General features: G+C 71.8%; 14 protein-coding genes. 5 read left to right on the top strand and 9 right to left on the bottom strand.

The annotated features are described in order from the left end of the window. Positions 1–8 precede the first annotated feature (8 nt). The gene (locus J2S58_RS09415) at positions 9–434 is read right to left on the bottom strand and encodes an Lrp/AsnC family transcriptional regulator (protein WP_205258145.1); all 426 of its coding nucleotides are present in this window, start codon (positions 432–434) and stop codon (positions 9–11) included. A gap of 141 nt (positions 435–575) precedes the next feature. Between J2S58_RS09415 and J2S58_RS09420 the strand changes: the two genes are divergently transcribed. Both J2S58_RS09420 and J2S58_RS09425 read left to right on the top strand, forming a co-directional pair. Then, complete coding sequence (locus J2S58_RS09420) at positions 576–1,610, top strand: ornithine cyclodeaminase (RefSeq protein WP_205258144.1); 1,035 nt, start codon at positions 576–578, stop codon at positions 1,608–1,610. Positions 1,611–1,638: 28 nt separating this feature from the next. Next, positions 1,639–2,283 carry a class II aldolase/adducin family protein gene (locus tag J2S58_RS09425; RefSeq protein ID WP_344470071.1) on the top strand — a complete coding sequence of 215 codons (645 nt, stop codon included), beginning with the start codon at positions 1,639–1,641 and terminating at the stop codon, positions 2,281–2,283. A 5-nt stretch (positions 2,284–2,288) separates the two neighbouring features. On the opposite strand, the gene J2S58_RS09430 is transcribed toward J2S58_RS09425, so the two are convergent. Together J2S58_RS09430 and J2S58_RS09435 are read right to left on the bottom strand one after the other, a co-directional pair. After that, the gene (locus J2S58_RS09430; RefSeq protein ID WP_205258142.1) at positions 2,289–3,656 is read right to left on the bottom strand and encodes an NAD(P)/FAD-dependent oxidoreductase; all 1,368 of its coding nucleotides are present in this window, start codon (positions 3,654–3,656) and stop codon (positions 2,289–2,291) included. 89 nt (positions 3,657–3,745) lie between these two features. Then, entirely contained in the window at positions 3,746–4,561 is an 816-nt protein-coding gene (locus J2S58_RS09435) for an alpha/beta fold hydrolase (RefSeq protein WP_205258141.1), read from the bottom strand. A gap of 450 nt (positions 4,562–5,011) precedes the next feature. Here J2S58_RS09435 and J2S58_RS09440 point away from each other — a divergent pair, with 450 nt between their 5' ends. Together J2S58_RS09440 and J2S58_RS09445 are read left to right on the top strand one after the other, a co-directional pair. Beyond that, the gene (locus J2S58_RS09440) at positions 5,012–6,133 is read left to right on the top strand and encodes a LacI family DNA-binding transcriptional regulator (protein ID WP_205258140.1); all 1,122 of its coding nucleotides are present in this window, start codon (positions 5,012–5,014) and stop codon (positions 6,131–6,133) included. Between the two features lie 196 nt (positions 6,134–6,329). Next, positions 6,330–7,814 (top strand): neutral/alkaline non-lysosomal ceramidase N-terminal domain-containing protein, encoded by a 1,485-nt coding sequence (locus J2S58_RS09445; protein WP_205258139.1) that lies wholly within the window; start codon positions 6,330–6,332, stop codon positions 7,812–7,814. Between the two features lie 157 nt (positions 7,815–7,971). On the opposite strand, the gene J2S58_RS09450 is transcribed toward J2S58_RS09445, so the two are convergent. Beyond that, a complete protein-coding gene (locus tag J2S58_RS09450; RefSeq protein ID WP_205258138.1) occupies positions 7,972–10,134 on the bottom strand; it encodes an HNH endonuclease signature motif containing protein in 2,163 nt (720 codons plus the stop codon). A 991-nt stretch (positions 10,135–11,125) separates the two neighbouring features. Here J2S58_RS09450 and J2S58_RS09455 point away from each other — a divergent pair. Further along, positions 11,126–11,956, top strand: coding sequence for an SDR family oxidoreductase (locus J2S58_RS09455; RefSeq protein ID WP_205258137.1), 831 nt, complete (start codon positions 11,126–11,128; stop codon positions 11,954–11,956). Between the two features lie 51 nt (positions 11,957–12,007). On the opposite strand, the gene J2S58_RS09460 is transcribed toward J2S58_RS09455, so the two are convergent. The 5 genes from J2S58_RS09460 to J2S58_RS09480 all read right to left on the bottom strand — a co-directional run bounded on the left by J2S58_RS09460 (position 12,008) and on the right by J2S58_RS09480 (position 17,215). Continuing rightward, positions 12,008–12,997, bottom strand: coding sequence for an NAD-dependent epimerase/dehydratase family protein (locus J2S58_RS09460; RefSeq protein ID WP_205258136.1), 990 nt, complete (start codon positions 12,995–12,997; stop codon positions 12,008–12,010). Between the two features lie 26 nt (positions 12,998–13,023). After that, positions 13,024–14,460 carry an amidase gene (locus J2S58_RS09465; RefSeq protein ID WP_205258135.1) on the bottom strand — a complete coding sequence of 479 codons (1,437 nt, stop codon included), beginning with the start codon at positions 14,458–14,460 and terminating at the stop codon, positions 13,024–13,026. A gap of 75 nt (positions 14,461–14,535) precedes the next feature. Beyond that, complete coding sequence (locus J2S58_RS09470) at positions 14,536–15,072, bottom strand: hypothetical protein (protein ID WP_205258134.1); 537 nt, start codon at positions 15,070–15,072, stop codon at positions 14,536–14,538. Positions 15,073–15,339: 267 nt separating this feature from the next. Then, positions 15,340–15,525: a hypothetical protein gene (locus J2S58_RS09475; protein WP_205258133.1), complete on the bottom strand. Its 186-nt coding sequence runs from the start codon at positions 15,523–15,525 to the stop codon at positions 15,340–15,342. A 145-nt stretch (positions 15,526–15,670) separates the two neighbouring features. Further along, positions 15,671–17,215, bottom strand: coding sequence for an MFS transporter (locus J2S58_RS09480; RefSeq protein WP_205258132.1), 1,545 nt, complete (start codon positions 17,213–17,215; stop codon positions 15,671–15,673). Positions 17,216–17,345: the final 130 nt, after the last annotated feature.

Genomic DNA, 17,345 nt, shown 5'->3' on the forward strand with positions numbered 1-17,345 from the left:
CGCGGGACTCAGACCACCGAGCTCAGCAGCAGACTGCTCTCGCTGTTCACCACGCCGGGGATGCCACGGATGCGGCCGAGCAACCGGTCGAACCCGCCGAGCGAGTCGGTGCTGATCTCGGCGACGAGGTCCCAGGCGCCGTTGGTGCTGTGCAGGGCCCGGATTTCCGGGATGCCCCGGAGCGCGGCGATGACCTGGTCGGCGTTGCGGCCCTCCACGGCGAGGAGGGTGACGGCGCGGATCGTGTCCGGGTCGTCCTGGGCCCGGACCCGCACCGAGAAGCCGAGCACGATCCCCGAGCTGACCAGTCTGTCCAGCCGACTGGTCACCGTCGCCCGGGTGACCTGCAGCCGGCGGGCCAGGGAAGCGACCGACTCGCGGCCGTCCGCGCGCAGGGCGGACAGCAGGCGGCGGTCGAGATCGTCCAGGCTCATGCACCGGACTGTGCGTTCGTGATGCGCGACCTGTCAAACCCGGTACTCAGAATGACGTGATCTGTCCATTGTGGGAGCAACCTGCGCGTTCCTAGGCTGGAGCATTCAGCAGGGGTGACCCTGCCGTTCTCGGGAGGCCCCATGGTGCAACTGGTCGACGTCACGGACATGACCCGCTGGTGTGCGCGGACCGGGGTGGAGCCGGTCGTGCGCGGCATGGTCGAGACCCTGCGGGAGGACTTCCTCCGCTGGCCGCGGTTCGATCTGGCCCCGCGGGTGGCCGCCCATTCCGCGGTCGGGGTCATCGAACTGATGCCCACCAGCGACGGGGAGACCTACGCGGTCAAGTACGTCAACGGTCATCCCGCCAACCCGGCGCAGGGCCTGCAGACCGTGACCGCGTTCGGCGTGCTCGTCGACGTGGCGACGGGGTATCCGGTGTTCCTGTCCGAGATGACCATCCTCACCGCGCTGCGCACGGCGGCCACGTCCGCGATGGTCGCCCAGGTGCTGGCCCGACCGGACTCCCGGGTGATGGCGATGATCGGCACCGGCACCCAGGCGGCATTCCAGGCGCTGGCCTTCCGGGCCGTGCTCGGCATCTCCGATCTGCGCGTGTTCGACGTCGACCCCGCCGCGGTGGACGCGTTCTGCGCGAACGTCGAGCCGCTCGGCTTCCGGGTCGTCCGGGCTGTGGACGCCGCCGAGGCGGTCCGCGGCGCCGACATCGTCACCACCTGCACCGCCGACAAGGCCCGCGCGGTCGTGCTCACCGACGAGATGGTCCGGCCCGGGATGCACGTCAACGCCATCGGCGGCGACTGCCCCGGCAAGACGGAATTGGCCGCCGCGATCCTGCACCGCGCGTCGGTGTTCGTGGAGTACGAGGAGCAGACCCGGATCGAGGGCGAGATCCAGCAGGTCGCGCCGGACTTCCCGGTGACCGAGCTGTGGCGGGTGCTGACCGGTGACGCCCCCGGCCGCACCGACGACACGCAGATCACCGTGTTCGACTCGGTGGGCTTCGCCATCGAGGACTTCTCCGCCCTGCGGTACCTGCGGGATGCGGTCCGCGGCACCGAGTTCGTCCAGGACGTCGATCTGGTCGCCCGTCCGGTCGACCCGAAGAACCTGTACGCGCTCATCGCCCAGGCCCAGCAGGTCGCCGCCGTCTGAGCCGGTCTGGGAGCATCTGGCCATGACGATGCTGCTCCCCGAAGAACGCGCCGCTGTCGCCGACACCTGTCGCACCCTGCAGGCGCGCGGACTGGTGGTCGGCACGGCCGGCAACGTGTCCGTCCGGGTGGGGGACCTGGTGGTGATCTCGCCGAGCGGGGTCTCCTACGACGCGATGCGGGCGCAGGACGTGGGCGTGCACCGGCTGGACGGGTCGGCCGAACAGGCCACCCTGGCGCCGTCCAGCGAGCTGCCGCTGCACCTGGCCGTGTACCGGTCCTCGGACATCGCGGCCGTCATCCACACCCACGCCCCGGCGTCGACGGCCCTGTCGACCGTGGTGACCACTGTGCCCAACACGCACTACTACTCCGCGCTGTTCGGGGGACCGATCCGGGTGGCGCCGTACGCACGGTTCGGCACCGACCAGCTCGCGGCGAACGTCGACGAGGCGATGCGCGGGCGGACGGCGGCCCTGCTGGCCAACCACGGCGCGGTGATCGGGGCCGGCAGCCTGCCCGCCGCCCTCACCCAGGTCGGCTACCTGGAGTACGTGTGCGACGTGGCACTCCGGGCGCTGGCCACCGGGCGGCCGATCACCGAGCTGGACGACGACGAGATCCTCGGTGTGGTGGGCGATCTCCACGGATACGGGCAACAGCCGACCCGCTGACGGGGTCAGCCCGCCGGGGCGTGGGCCGGCTCAACGAGGGTCTCCAGCACGGCCGGGCGCGGGTTGGGTGCGCCACGGACACCGACGAGGTCGAGACCGGCGCGGAGCACCAGCCGCGGGTCGAGCATGGCCAGCGGTGAACCCATCAGGTGGTAGGTGGTGGTCAGGGCGCGGGTGGCGCGCCGGTCGCCGTGCACGCCGAGCCGACCGACCTCCCGGGCCCAGGCGCCGGTCAGCTGCTGGACGAGGCCCTGGGAACCCGGGGTGGTCGGGAAGCGCAGGTCCTCACCGACGGCCATCGCCCACGGCAGTGCCGTCGTGGACGTGAGGCGCGACAACAGTTTTCGCGTCGCCGCCGGATCCATCCGGGCGGGCCATTCCCGGCGCAGGGTGGTGGCCTGCAACGCGGCCACGGTGATTCCCTGCCCGTAGACGGGGTTGAAGGCGCACATCGCGTCGCCCACCGGCAGCAGCCCGGCGGGCCAGTGCGGCACCTGGTCGTAGGCGCGTCGACGGTTCGCCGTCTGCCGGTGGACGGCGACCGGGCCGCCGCCGGTGCAGGACGCGGCCAGGTCGGCGAGAGCGGGGTCGCGCAGGCCGGTGAGGTAGGCGTCGAACTCGGCCTCGTCCCGGGGCGGGCGGCAGTCCCCGGTGCCGGTGGCCGCGATGATCCAGCCGCCGTTCTCCACGGGAAGGCCGATGCCGCCCTTGGGCAGGGTGGGGTCACTGAGCACGACGACCCCGGCCAGCTCCCGGGGGTCCGGTCCGCCGGCGTACAGCCGGCAGGAGTAGCCCAGGCGGGCGTCGACGACGGTCTCGTCCGCGGGCCCGACGCCCATTCCGGCCAGCCACTGCGGGAGGCGGGAGGACCGACCGGAGGCGTCGACGACGACGTCGGCGGTGAGGGTGGAACCGTCGTCCAGCCGTATCTGCCAGCTCCGGCCCACCCGCCGGAGATCGGTGACCGCGGCGCCCCGGCGGATGGTCACGCCGGGGAGGGCGCCGACCTGCTCGGCGACGACCGCCTCGAGCAGCGGGCGGGTGAGGGAGAGGATCTCGTGGGCGGGCTCGCCGTGCAGCGCCCAGCCGGTGACGTCGCGCCAGGCGAGATCGCCGGTGTCCAGCGGGACGGCGCCGCGGGCCAGCAACGCCGGGCGCAGATCGGGCAGCAGCTCCTGGAGAGCGAGCAGTCCGCGGCGGAGCAGCACGTGGGGTTGGCGGCCCTGCGGGACCCCGGGCCGGGCGGTGCCGTCGACGGGCGTGGGGTCGCGGTCCAGCACCGTCACCGGCCGGTTCGCTCCACCGGCGTCGGAGATACCCGCCGCGGCGAGCAGGCCGGCCAGGCTGGCCCCGATCACGATCACCCGTTGCATGAGCCGCTCCCCCCGTACCCGCGCGCCCCCGACAGCGGCGCTCCCCCGATCAGTGTGCGCCGGTGGCGGGGGGCGCGTCAGGGGTTTCGTCAGGCGGCGGAGACCTGGTCGAGGACGGCCTGGGCGACTCGTTCGGGTTCGCGTTCGGGCAGCCAGTGCCCGGCGTCCAGCTCGACGAACCGGTAGGGACCGGTGACGTGGCGCGCGGTGAGCCGGGCGGCCGTCCCGCCGAGGGCGAAGTCCTTGCGGCCCCAGACGTAGGTGGTGGGTACCGAGATCGCGGGGGTGGGACTGCTGACCGACAGCGGCAGACCCCGATACCAGTTGATCGCCCCGCTGAGCGCGCCGGGCTGGGCCATCGCCGCGACGTACCGGTCGACATCGGCCTGCGGGAGCCCGGACGAGCGCAGCGTCCTGGCCAGGGTGCGACCGGCGGCGATCTCGGGCAGCACCGGGAGCTGGAAGACACCCATGTACCAGGACTTCAGCAACTGGTCGCTGGTCACGAAGGAGCGGTAGAGGGCGGCCGGGTGCGGCGTGGAGAGCACGGTGAGGGTCGCGACCCGCTCGGGGTGCGCGCCGGCCACCGCCCAGGCCAGCGCCCCGCCCCAGTCGTGCCCGACCAGATGCACCTGCGGCGCGTCGGCGGTGTCGATCAGGGCGAGGACATCGGCGACGAGCTCGCCCATCCGATAGGCCGCGCGCCCCTTCGGTCGCGCCGTCGGCGCGTATCCGCGCAACGTCGGCACCAGGGTGCGCAGGCCGGCGTCGCGCAGGGCGGGCGTCACCGCGTCGAACGCATGCGCATCCTGCGGAAAGCCGTGCAGCGCAACGACGATTGGCCCGACAGCCGGACCACCGTCCAGGACGGGGAACGTCAGGCCGGCGCGGGCGAAGGAGTCCATGGGAGGACTGTAGGACCGGGTGGTCACCGGGGAAAGGTCGCGGGGGACGCCGACGGCTCGGGCCGTCCGACCGCCGGGCCACCGCGGCGCCGGGCCAGCGGGCCGCCGGGCGAGCCGGGTCACTGGCCGTCGTGCGAGCCGCCGGTGCACAGCTCGGGCCACCGCCGGGTCCCATTCGAATTTCGAACCCACGCAGGGCCGCATCGAAGCACCGCGACGTCGAACCGGTTGCCACCAGCTGGTGCCGAACAGCACTGCCCCGCCGGATCTCCGGCTGGGCAGTGCTGCCGCCCGCCGGATGGTCAGCCTCCACCCCTCGGGCATGCCGGCGTACTGCCCGCCTCGCCGTTCCTGCACCGTCGCCCGGGTGGTGAGGACAGTGCACGCCCCGGATGGGGGTGCTGTGCACCTACGATCGACCCCCGGTCGTCGTCCGTGCGTGACCGTCCGATGGGAGGCACCGTGGCCCAACGGGTCAGGCTGGTCGATGTGGCGCAGCGCGCCGGGGTCTCCCCGACGACGGTGTCCCTGGTGCTGGCGGGGCGGGGCGCGGAGCTCCGCATCTCGGCGGACGCCCAGCGGCGGGTGATGGCGGCGGCCGAGGAACTCGCGTACCGCTCGAGCCGGGTGTCGGCGAGTCTGCGGACCGGGCGCACGCACACGCTCGGCTTCGTGTCCGACACGGTGGCCACCTCCCGACTGGCCGGCGACATGATCCAGGGAGCCGTGGAGGCGGCGCGCGAGCGCGGGATGATGCTGCTGATCGGGGAGACCGAGGGGCGGGCGGATCTCGAGTCCGGTCTGCTGGAGACGATGCTGGACCGGGGAGTCGACGGCATCATCTTCGCCTCCATGTTCACGCGGGCGGTGGGGGTGCCGGACATCCTGGCGAGATCGCCTGCGGTGCTGCTGAATTGCGTCGCGGACGGTCCGGCGGGTCTGACCAGCGTCGTGCCGGACGAGTTCGCAGCGGGCCGGGATGCCGCGCAGGTCCTGCTCGACGCCGGTCACCGGGAGGGGATCCACCTGATCGGAGTCGGTTCCGGACCGGGCGACGCCCCGCCCGGATCGATCGCCGCCGCCGAGCGGACCGCCGGGATCGACACGGCGCTGTCCGAGGCGGGTGTGGAAGTGTTGAGCCGCCGTGGATGCCTGGACTGGCTGCCCGAGCACGGCTATCGGGCGGCCGTGGAGCTGCTCGCGGGTCACCGCCCGCAGGCGGTCATCTGCTTCAACGACCGCCTCGCGCTGGGGGTCCTGCAGGCACTGAACGACGTGCGCCTGGTCGTCCCCGAGGATGTCTCGCTCGTGTCGTTCGACGATCAACCCATCGCCCAGTGGTTGCGCCCCAAGCTGACCACGGTGGCCCTGCCTCATCAGGCGATGGGTCGGGTGGCCGTCGAGACGCTCGCGGCCGAGATCGATGCCCAGCAGGGCGATCTGCCGTCCGGTGTTCGGACGATCCGCATCCCCATGCCGCTGCGGGTGCGGGAGTCGGTGGCTCCTCCGTCGTCGCGCCGTCCGGACCACCGGATCTCACCGACCCACCCACTCCGGCCTGTCACCCCTTGACACCGTTGCCGAGACTAATAATCCTGTACTAGTTCGCTTTAGCAGATTTCAGCAGGCAGGACCTGGATCGGGCCGAGCAGTGGTCCCGTTCCTCGTCGCCAGGCATCCCGGCATGCCCATGGAGGACGCCCGGGCAGGCCACGCCGCGTCCTGCCCGCTGGGCCTTGCTCACTTCAACGCAGAAGGAGCCACACGCATGCAGGCACTCTCCCGACGGTCGGGGAAGATCCCCTTGGCACTGATGGTCTCGGCCGTCATCGGGCTCGGCGGCGTGACAGCGTGCACGTCGAGCACTGACTCGGTGTCCGCCGCAGGCGCTCCTGCCGAACAGTCCGCCTCGCCGTCCGCCGCCCCCAGCACCGCATCCACCTCGGCCACGACGGCCGCCTCGGACCCTGCCTCACCCACCCCCGCCGGCGACCTGCAGGTCGGCGCCGCAAAGGTCGACGTCACCCCGACGGGGGCGCAGCTCCCCGAGCGGTACACCGAGGCACTCGACCCCCTGTTCGCGCGTTCGATCGCCGTGCGCAGCGGGGACCAGACGGCGTTGATGATCACCGTCGACGCCGGCGGCGTGTCCGCCGAGGTGTGGACGCAGGTCACCGACCGTCTGCAGACCGATCTGGGGGTCGCGCCGGAGAACGTCATGCTGGGGGCCACCCACAGTCATTCGGCGGGGCGGGCCAACCAGGACGGGTACGTCGACGGGATCGTGCGGTCTGCGTCGGACGCGGTGGCCGCGGTCCAGCCGGCTCGGATGGGTTTCGGGACCGGGACCTCGTACATGAACGTGAACCGCAACATCATCGACGAGAAGACCGGAACCTGGTGGGAGGGTCCGAACAAGGACGGCCTGTCCGACAAGACGGTCTCCGTCGTGTCCTTCGAGACCCTCGACGGGCAGCCCATCGCCGTCCACTACAACTACGCGATGCACGCCGTGACCAACGGGGTCCAGGACCGCATCAGCGCCGACTACCCGGGAGCGGCGTCGACCTACATCGAGGACTCGCTCGGCGGGAACACCGTGGCGCTCTTCTCCAGCGGTGCGGCCGGTGACCAGAATCCGTTGTTCTTCAACCAGACGTACGAACTGCGGGAGATCCGCACCCAGGACTACGCGGAACGGGGCGAGGACATCAGCAACGCCCTTCCGCCGGGTGGCGAGGGCCTCGACCGGAACGACCCCCGAACCGCTCTGCTGCTGGACCAGCAGGTACAGCTGAGCCGGAGCATGGGCCAGCTGCTCGGCGAGGAGGTGCTGGCAGTGGACCGCGACATCGAGATCTGGGACGTGGACGGCCAGATCACCGGACAGCAGACCACGGTCACCTGCCCTGGCCGAACGCGCACCGACGAGGGCCGCGCGGGACAGCCGGGCACCTACGAGGACGGCGAGGACGTCACCATCCGGTTGAGCCTGCTGCGGGTCGGCGATCTGTATCTGCCGGGGGTCGACGGCGAGGTGTTCAACGAGATCGGACAACGCCTGATCCAGGAATCCCCCCAGAAGCACACGGTGCTGACGACACTCACCAACGGCCGCGCCAACTCCGGCTACATCTACAACGACGAGGCAGCAGGCTTCACCACCTTCGAGGTTCTCTCGTCCCGTCTCAAGCCCGGCTGCGCCGAGAACTCCATCGTCGACGGGCTTCTCGGTCTGATCGAGACAGCCTGACCTGCGCCGAGTGAACGACGAGGAGGGGTGCCCGTTCAGACGGGCACCCCTCCCCCCGTCTCGCCGACTGGGGATGACAGGACGAGCGCCGACCCCGCCGGGCGCGCGGGCCCCCTGCCGCAGCTCGGCCTCGGGCATGGCCGCGAGTGGCACACGCTCAGAACGGTGGTGGCTCATCGCGGCCCTCTCCCGGCTGCCGCGCTGCGGCGCCCTCATCTGGCGCGTCACTGCGGTCGGAGCGAGTGCGGAAGTGGTGGAGCAGGAGGAGGGAGACGAGATCGTCCTCGACGAGACCCGTACTCGGACCGTGTTCCGTGCTGACCACCGTCTCGTTCTCGGTGTGGGTGTCGGTGTCGTTCTCGGTGTCTCCTCCTGAGGTCGCGATCTCGTCGATGTCGCCGACCTGGCGTCTGCGAACACCCGCGGGATCTTCGTCGGTACCGCTGCCGATCCTGGTTTCTCGGGTCCCGGCACCGTCCGATTCGGCGATCCGCAGTCCTCGGGCAGTGGTGGGTCCGGTGTCCCACCGGCGGTGCAGGCGCTCCAGAACCTCGGGGATCGGTTCAGGATTGGTACGGGGAGCGGCGTCGTCCCGGTCGGGAGAACCGACCATGGGTTCGGGGTCGTAGATGTCGATATTCATCCCGGGGAACAACGCCGCGGTGCCATCCGGACCGCCGGCAGCGCGCTTCCTCCACCGGAGGGGGACGGTGACCTGTCGGGGTGGGTCGGGGTAGGTGTGTCCGGTGGGGCTGGTCCAGGTGATGCCGAGGCCGGCGGGGTCGGTGGGTGAGGGCTGGTTTCGGCGCAGGGTCCAGTCGGTGTGGTGTTTGAACAGGTGGTGTCGGCGGCAGAGCGGGTCGAGGTTGGTCGTGGTGGTGGGTCCGCCGGCGGTGGGTCGGTGGTGGTCGTAGGGGTTGCGGTGGTCGATGTCGCAGCGCCAGGCGGGTTGGCGGCAGGAGGGGAAGCGGCAGGAGTCGGCCAGGGCGGTGAGGTGATCACGCAGGTCTTGGCGTGGCCTGTACTGGTGGGTGCCGGCGTGGGTGACGGCGCCGGTGGTGGGGTCGGCGAGCAGGGTGCACAGGGATCCGGCGGAGGCGGCGATGGTGCGGGCCATGCCGGCGGTGATGGCGCCGTAGCCGGCGAGGTCGGCGGGCAGGTCGTCCAGGCCGGCGAGGGTGTGCAGGCCGAGGGTGACTTGAAGGTGGGGTCGGCGGCCCTGCCGGGACAGCCGGCGGGTGGCGCGCTGATCAGCGCGACCGGGGGTGACAGCCGGTCCGTTCACCGGCGGAAGCGTTGGTGTGGAGGTGATCTCGGTGCTTGCAAGCATGCCGCCGACCCGGTGATCACCCGCGCCAGCGCCAGCCGCGCCGGTCGCGTCTGCCGTGAGATTGGTGTCGACCGTGACTGGGGTGTCGGCCGTGACTGTGGTGTCGGCCGCGACTGTGGTGTCGGGGGTGAGGTAGTCGGCCAGGTCGACCTGTCCGTGGGTGAGGATCTGCCCGGCCAGGTCGGTGAGCGCGTCAACCCGACGGGCCCCGATGGACCGGTCGTCGTCAGCGAACCCCACGGTGTGCGTGGCCAGGAGGTCGGCCAACTGGAAGATGCTGACCGCGCCGTCCGCGGCCAGATAGGCCTTCAGGGTGGACATGCCGTCGGTGCCGGGCTGCACCAACAGCCCCCGCTCCCTGCGCGCCTGCTCGTGCCGTTCCTGGGCTCCGCGGGGGTCGACCGTGATGACCGCGGCCGCGGTGGCCTTGCGGGTCGCCGCGGTGGACTGCGCAGAGGCGATCGGCAACACCCGGCCTTCCACCACACCGGCGAGGTGAGCGGGCAGCGGAGCGGTGTACTCCGCGATGACCCTGGCCTTGCCCCGGTCGATCACCCCGGCCGACAACGCCGCCAAGGTAGCGGGCAACTCGGTGCACATCCGGATCGCGTCCCGGACCTTGACCCCGGCGGTGACCGGGGAGATCCGGAACGCCGCGGCGACCTCACCGGCGGCCATCGACTGCGCTGCGTCCAGCACGAAAGACCCCAGCACATCGGGATCGGAGTCGGCTGGACCGGTCACTTCCCGGCCGGCCAACCGACCCGCCAGCGCGTACGGATCTCCGGCCACGCCCGGGACGGCGAACGCCGCCAAAGCTCGCATCTGCCACGCCGCCACCGCGGACATCAGCCGCTCGGACTCTGCGATCGCATCCACCAGGTCAGCACCGGACATCGCACCCGGGTCGGCACGCAACAGGTCAGGCACGGCAAGGGGCGGGACGACGTCGGCCGCCGCCCCGCCCTGCTCGTTCCCGTCGTCGTACATGTGTTCGATTCTAATGCTTGAACAGCAGGTCTACGAGACCCCATCGGAGTGACGGCAGCCGATCTGATCACCGCACCGGTAGCCGAATCGAAGACGCGCCATGTGCCTCCACCGCCCATGCAGCCGCCCAGGACGACCGAGCCGAGCGTCGGTCGGCCAGGCGCGAACGCAGAGCAGCGCCCCACAGGGCTGAACCACCGTCCCCCTGACCCACCCAGACCGCCCGCGGCGGACCCTCCCCACACGCGTGCGCAGGCGCGAACGCAGAGCAGCGCCCCACCGGGCTGAACCACCGCTCCCCTGACCCACCCAGACCGCCCGCGGCGGACCCTCCCCACACGCGTGCGCAGGCGCGAACGCAGAGCAGCGCCCCACCGGGCTGGACCACCGCTCCCCTGACCCACCCAGACCGCCCGCGGCGGACCCTCCCCACACGCGTGCGCAGGCGCGAACGCAGAGCAGCGCCCCACCGGGCTGAACCACCGCTCCCCTGACCCACCCAGACCGCCCGCGGCGGACCCTCCCCACACGCGTGTCGCAGGCACGAACGCAGGGCAGCGCCCCACCGGGCTCACAGACCAGCGGTCTTCCTGACCCACCCGGGCCGTCCGTGGCGGACCCTGCGCCCGTGCGTGCCCGGGGACGACAGGGCGGGGCACTCCGCCCCGGAAGACGCCGGCGAGTACTTCCTGCCGTGGGCTGACGCGAGAAGGGTGGGGGCGACCGTCCCGGCCACCACGAGACTCGTGAGCCACCCGCGGATCGACATCACAGGAGCGCCGTCGTCCCCCGCCCCGACCGGGGCCATGCGAGGTCCGTCCGCCTTCGACCGATCCAGCACTCGCTCAGCAGGTGCGAATGCCCCGGTCATGGGATGGATCGGGCGCCCGGCTTCGTTGCACCCCCCGGCACCGCAACGGTGCCGCGGTCGAACACCGGCGCCCCTCATCGGTGGCGTCGCACGTGCTCGACGAGGACGACGGAGGTCAGCATGGCGCAGAAGACGTGGTTCATCACCGGTACGTCCCGAGGGTTCGGGCGGGAGTGGGCGATCGCCGCCCTGGATCGCGGCGACCGGGTGGCCGCCACGGCGCGGGACGCGAGCAGCCTGGACGAGCTGGTGCAGCAGTACGGCGACGCGATCCTGCCGCTGTCGTTGGACGTCACCGACCGGTCCGCGGTGTTCGCCGCCGTGGACCAGGCCCACCAGCGGTTCGGTCGACTCGACGTCGTCGTCAACAACGCCGGGTTCGGCCAGTTCGGCATGGTCGAGGAGGTGTCCGAGGCCGAGATCCGCGGCCAGTTCGAGACCAACGTCTACGGGGCCCTGTGGGTGACCCAGGCGGCCCTGCCGTTCCTGCGTGAGCAGGGCAGCGGGCACGTCATCCAGGTGTCGTCCATCGGTGGGATCTCCGCGTTCCCGAACATCGGCATCTACAACGGGTCCAAGTGGGCGCTGGAGGGCATCAGCCAGGCCCTGGCCGCCGAGGTGGCTCCGTTCGGCATCCACGTCACCATCGTCGAGCCGGCCGGCTACTCCACCGACTGGAGCGGCTCGTCCGCCCAGCACGCCACGGCGATCGAGGCGTACGAACCTGCGCGTGAGCACGCCGCCGAGCTGCGCAAGACCCGCCAGGGCACCCCGGGCGACCCGGTCGCCACCCGTGCGGCGATCCTGCAGGTCGTCGACGCCGAGACGCCGCCGCTGCGCATCTTCTTCGGCGACGGGCCGCTCGCCCTGGCCACCCGGGACTACGAGTCCCGGCTCGCCGAGTGGCGAGAGTGGGAGCCGGTGTCCGTCGCGGCCCACGGCAAGGTCTGATACGGAACCGCGGGTGGCTCCCTCCTGGGGTCACCCGCGGACCCGTCCCGCTCAGCCCTGGCCGTACCGTGCGGCCAGATCGGCCTCCCGCTCGAGGCTGATGCCGATCCGGGGCCCGGAGCCGTCGCGTGCCGCCGACCAGGCGTGGGTGTCGCGGATCGTCTCGACGAGCGGGCGGGTGCGGAGCCCGGCGGCCAGCGCACGGCCCGGGTCGAGGGCGAAGAAGCCGGCACGGCCCGGCGTCCCGGCCGGCAGCCACAGCGGTAGATCCACCCAGGGCTGCACCTGCTCCTCCTCGAGCTCCGCCTGCGTCAGAGTGAAGGTGCGCACCCCGCCGACCACCTCGTCGATGCCGTCGAGCACCTCCTGGAACGTGGTCGGCCGCGCGGCCGCGGTGAACGGCCCGGTGATGCCCTGGGCGGCCACCCGCACCATGAAGTCGGCCAGGTCGCGGGCGTCGATGTACTGGAACGGGGTGGTGGTGTCCGGCGGCACCAGGTGGGCGCCCGGGGCGGCCAGACGGTCCACCCACGACGTCAGCCGCTCGGTGGTGTCGAACGGCCCGTCCACCACCGTCGGCCGGATCATCGTGCTCACCGGGAACCGGTCCGCCACGACCTGCTCGCAGAGTGCCTTCAGCTCGCCGTAGTACTGCTTGTCGTACTCGGCCGGCACCGGACCGTCGATCACCGCCAGCGACGCGTCCTCGGTCCCCCCGGGTCGGGACACATCGGCGTACGCCGACACGCTGGAAACGAGAACGTAGTGGCCGCAACCGTCCTGGATCACATCGGCGACCCGGGTGACGTCGGCCGGGTGGTACGCGGACACGTCGAACACCACGTCCCACCGGCCGGCCGCCAGCGCCGTCACGTCGGACTGCCGGTCACCGACCAGCCGCGCCACCCCGGGGAACAGGTCGGGGTTGGTACGGCCGCGGGAGAACAGCGTCACCGCCCACCCGGCGTCGAGCAGGGACTGGACGAGATGGCGTCCGACGAACTGTGTTCCGCCCAGAACCAGGGCCGTGGAGGGGGTCATGCCCCCACGCTAGCGACCCGGGCGGATCACTCGACCCCGGGCAGGACCGGACGCATCCCGGCATAACCGGTGATGGCCTCGAACGCCTTGCCCACGGCGAGCAGGTCGGCCTCGCCGCGGTGGCGGCCGACGATCTGGATGCCGACCGGGGTGCCGGCGGCGGTGAATCCGGCCGGCATGGCCAGCACCGGGTGCCCGGTGACGCTCAGCGCGTAGACGAGCTGCATCCACCCCAGGTAGTCGCCCTGGTGTTCCCCGCGGACCGTGTCCGGGTACTCGATGCCGGCATCGAACGCGCGCAGCGGCGCGGTGGGCAGGACGAGCACGTCCCACCCGCCGCCGTCGGGCTCCAGGAACTCCCGCAGCCGGTGGTAGAGCGTGGTTCGCAGCACGGCGGCCCGGCCCACCTGCGGACCGGTGAGAACCCTGCCCGCCAGCATGTTCTCGTACAGGCTGGGCTTGACCAGCTCCCGGTGTTCGTCGAGGACGGCCCCCAGACCGGCCTCGAACTGCCACGCACGCAGGACGCGGAAGCACTCGTCGGCCTCGGTCAGATCCGGGCAGGCCTCGTCGACGACCGCGCCGGCCTCGGCGAACCGATGCGCGGCCGACCGGACGATCTGGACGATCTCGTCCTCGACGGGCACCAGGCCACCCAGGTCCGGGGAGAACGCCACCCGGACGCGCGAGAGGTCGGCCGCATGCACGGTGGCGAACCCCGCACCCGGGGTCTCCAGGCTGCTCGGCGAGCGGCGATCCGGCCCGGCCAGCACCGAGAGCAGCAGTGCGGTGTCGTCCACGGAGCGGGCCATCGGCCCCTGCACGGACAGCCCGACGAACCCGTCCGCGGCCGGCCACTGGGGCACCCGCCCCGGCGTCGGCCGCAGGGCGACCACGTTGCAGTACCCGGCGGGCAGTCGCAGGGAGCCACCGAAGTCGTTGCCGTCGGCCAGCGGGTGCATGCCCGCGGCCAGCGCGGCCGCTGCGCCGCCCGAGGAACCACCCGCGGTGACGGAGAGGTCGTACGGGTTGCGGGTCACCCCGAAGACCTCGTTGTAGGTGTGGCCCCCCGCGACGAACTCGGGCACGTTCGTCTTGCCCAGGGTGATGACCCCGGCAGCCTTCATCCGCTCGATGACCAGATCGTCGACATGGGGCACGAAGTCGGCGCGGGACCGGGATCCGAAGGTGGTGCGGACACCGGCGGTGAGGTGGTTGTCCTTGTGCGCCACCGGGAGTCCGTGCAACGGCCCGGCGAACTCGCCGCGGGCGGCGAGCTCGTCCTGCGCCGCCGCCCGGGCCAGGGCGGACTCGGCGGTCAACGTCACGATGGCGTTGACCTGCGGGTTGGTCGCGGCGATCCGATCGAGGTGGGCCTGCACGACCTCACGCGCGGAGACTTCACGGGTGCGGATCATGCGGGCCAGCGTCGTCGCCGACCGGTGGTGCAGCTCGTCCCCCACGCGTGACTCCTCGCTCCGACCGTGGCCGGGCCGGGCGACCCGTCACAGGGCGATTCTTCCCCGTGACGGGACAGCTCAGACGATCCGGGCGCCGATCGTGGACGGAACCGTCGCGGTGAAGCGCTTCTCGTCGAAGATGCCGGTCCCGCTGTAGTTGTACGATCGGACGTCGGTCTTGAGCACGGTGGCGATGCGCTGGCAGGTCACCGACTGCCCCGGCTTGAGCCGGACCGTGCCGGCAGCGCTGGCCGAGTCACTGGCGGTGGCGGAGACCTCCGTCGAGGCGGAGACCCCGGCGGTGGCCTCGGCGGCGAACGGGATCTTGCCCTTGACCTCGGCGGACACCGTCGCGCTGACGGTGAGGGAGCGGCTGACCGTGCCGGAGAACGAGCAGCTCATGGTGGCGGCGTACGGCGAGTCGTTGATCAGCGGAACCTGATCCAGCACGTCGATCTTGGAGATCACGTTGGTGGTCTCGACGCACGTGCCCGAGCTGTTGGTGCCGTCGCACTTGACCGCGGCCGAGGCGGTGGCCGGGACGGCGAGCGCGGCGCCCGCGGACAGCGCGAGCGCGCCGATGCCGGCGGCGAAACGGTTCTTGAGTGTCGTCATGTGGTCCTCCTGGTGAGAGTCGGTGCCGTGACGCGTGTTCAGCTGTCGGCCGTGACCGGGGGAGAGCCCCCGTGACCGTTCCGTTACCCAAGCAGACCGGCCCCGGGGCTTGGCAACCCCCCGAGACACTCGGAAAGGACGGTGACGAGCGAGAGCGACGGCGGGCTGGCAGGCGTGCCGCGGCGACGGGCCGCCGGCGCAGATCGGCAGGGAGCACCACAGGAACTGAGCTGTCCTCCGACTGCCGGAGGACGACGCGACGCGGTCCTACCGTTCGTCCGGGGTCCGGCCGAACGCGTCCTTCTCGGCGATGCGTTCCGGGTCGACCTCGGCCAGGGCGGCGTCCTCCTGGGCGGGCATCAGACCGGACGCGTCGTGGGTGGGCTGCTCACCGGCCCGCGGATCGTCGGTGTCCTCGTCCTGGCGGCCGACGGCGTCACTGCTGCTGGTCATGGCGGTCCTCTCCGAACGTGCTGCTCGTCCTGTCGATGATGCGCCGCCGGCGGCCGCGCGGCGCGGTGGACCGCGGTCGTCGCCCCGAGACGCCGAACGGCCGGCGATCACCGATCGCCGGCCGTTCGGTGGAGATGTCCCCGGGTCAGTGCGCGACGACCTTCGGGGCGTCGGGATCGACGGCGACGGCGCCGTGGCGGAGCAGCGCCCCGCAGACGACCGCGCCGAGGGTGAAGATGCCCGCGGCCCACCAGAACGCGGTGGTGTAGCTGTCCATCGCCGCCTGCGCGGCCGCGGCCGGGGAGGTGCCGTTCTCGGTGAGGTAGGCGGTGGCCGCGGCGGCGGAGACCGCACTGAGCACCGCGGTGCCCACGGAACCACCGATCTGCTGGACCGTGTTGACCACGGCGCTGGCGACACCGGCGTCGACCGGGTCGACGCCGAGGGTGGCGGCGCCGAAGGCCGTACCCATGACGGCGCCGATGCCCAGACCCATGACGATCAGCCCGGGGAGGATGTGCGCCACGTAGGTGCTGTCCAGGTCGAGCCGGGTCAGGTAGAGCATGCCGGCGGCAGCGACCAGCATGCCGACGGTGACCGGGACCTTGGCGCCGATGCGGCTCACGAACGCCGGGGTCAGCTGGACCGACACCATGATCCCGCCGATCATCGGCAGGAAGGCGAAGCCGGTCTGCAACGGCGTGAACTGCAGCGTGGCCGACATGTAGTAGGTCAGGAACAGGAACACCGCGAACATGCCCGCACCGACCACGGCCACCGCGGCGTAGGCGCCACCGCGGGTCCGGTCACGCAGGATGCGGATCGGCAGCAGCGGGTGCGCCACCTTCGTCTCGATGACGCCGAACACGCCGATGAGGGCGATGCCGGCGAGGGTGAAGCCGAGGGTGACCGCGCTGGACCAGCCCTTCGTCTCCGCCTGGGCCAGCCCGTAGACCAGGGACACCAGACCCAGCACGATGACGATGCTGCCGGGCACGTCGAAGCCGGGCTTGACCGCGGCCTTGACCTGCCTGGGCAGGAACACCGCGGCGCCGATCACGGCCAGGGCCGCGAGCGGGACGTTGACGAACATGCACCAGCGCCACGACGCGTACTCGGTCAGTGCGCCACCCAGGATCAGACCGAGGGCGCCACCGCTGCCGGCCACGGCACCGAAGACGGCGAACGCCCGGGCCCGCTCCCTGGAGTCGGTGAAGGTGACGGTGAGCAGGGACAGCGCGGCCGGGGCGATCAGGGCGCCGAACACACCCTGCAGACCGCGCGCGGTGAGCAGCACCTCGAAGCTGGCGGCGGCCCCACCGAGCGCGGACGCGGCGGCGAAGCCGATCAGCCCGATGGTGAACATGAGGCGCCGACCGAAGAGATCGCTGAGCCGCCCACCGATCAGCAGCAGGGCACCGAAGGCCAGGGCGTACCCGGTGATCAGCCACTGCCGGCTGTCGTTGGAGAAGCCGAGGGCGCCCTGCGCCGTGGGCAGCGCGATGTTCACGATGGTGGCGTCGAGGACGACGATCAACTGGGCGAGCGCGGCGATGCCGAGCACCCACCAGCGGCGGCCGTGGGCGCGGGACGCCCGGTCGTCGGGGTGTCGGTCGTCGGCATGACGGGCGACGGTCGCCGTCGAGGTCGCTGTCCCTTCCGGGTCGAGCTGAGCGGTGTTCGTGGACATCAGGCCTCCAACGGCAGAGATACGGAAGGGTGCTTCCGCTTCGAGGACGGTAACCGACGAAACGGAAACTCTGTTCCGGATGGTGACGCACGCCTCATCGAAACGGAAAGATGATTCCGCTCCCTTAGGC

It is taken from the genome of Nakamurella flavida, assembly GCF_030811475.1.
GTDB classification, from domain to species: domain Bacteria; phylum Actinomycetota; class Actinomycetes; order Mycobacteriales; family Nakamurellaceae; genus Nakamurella; species Nakamurella flavida.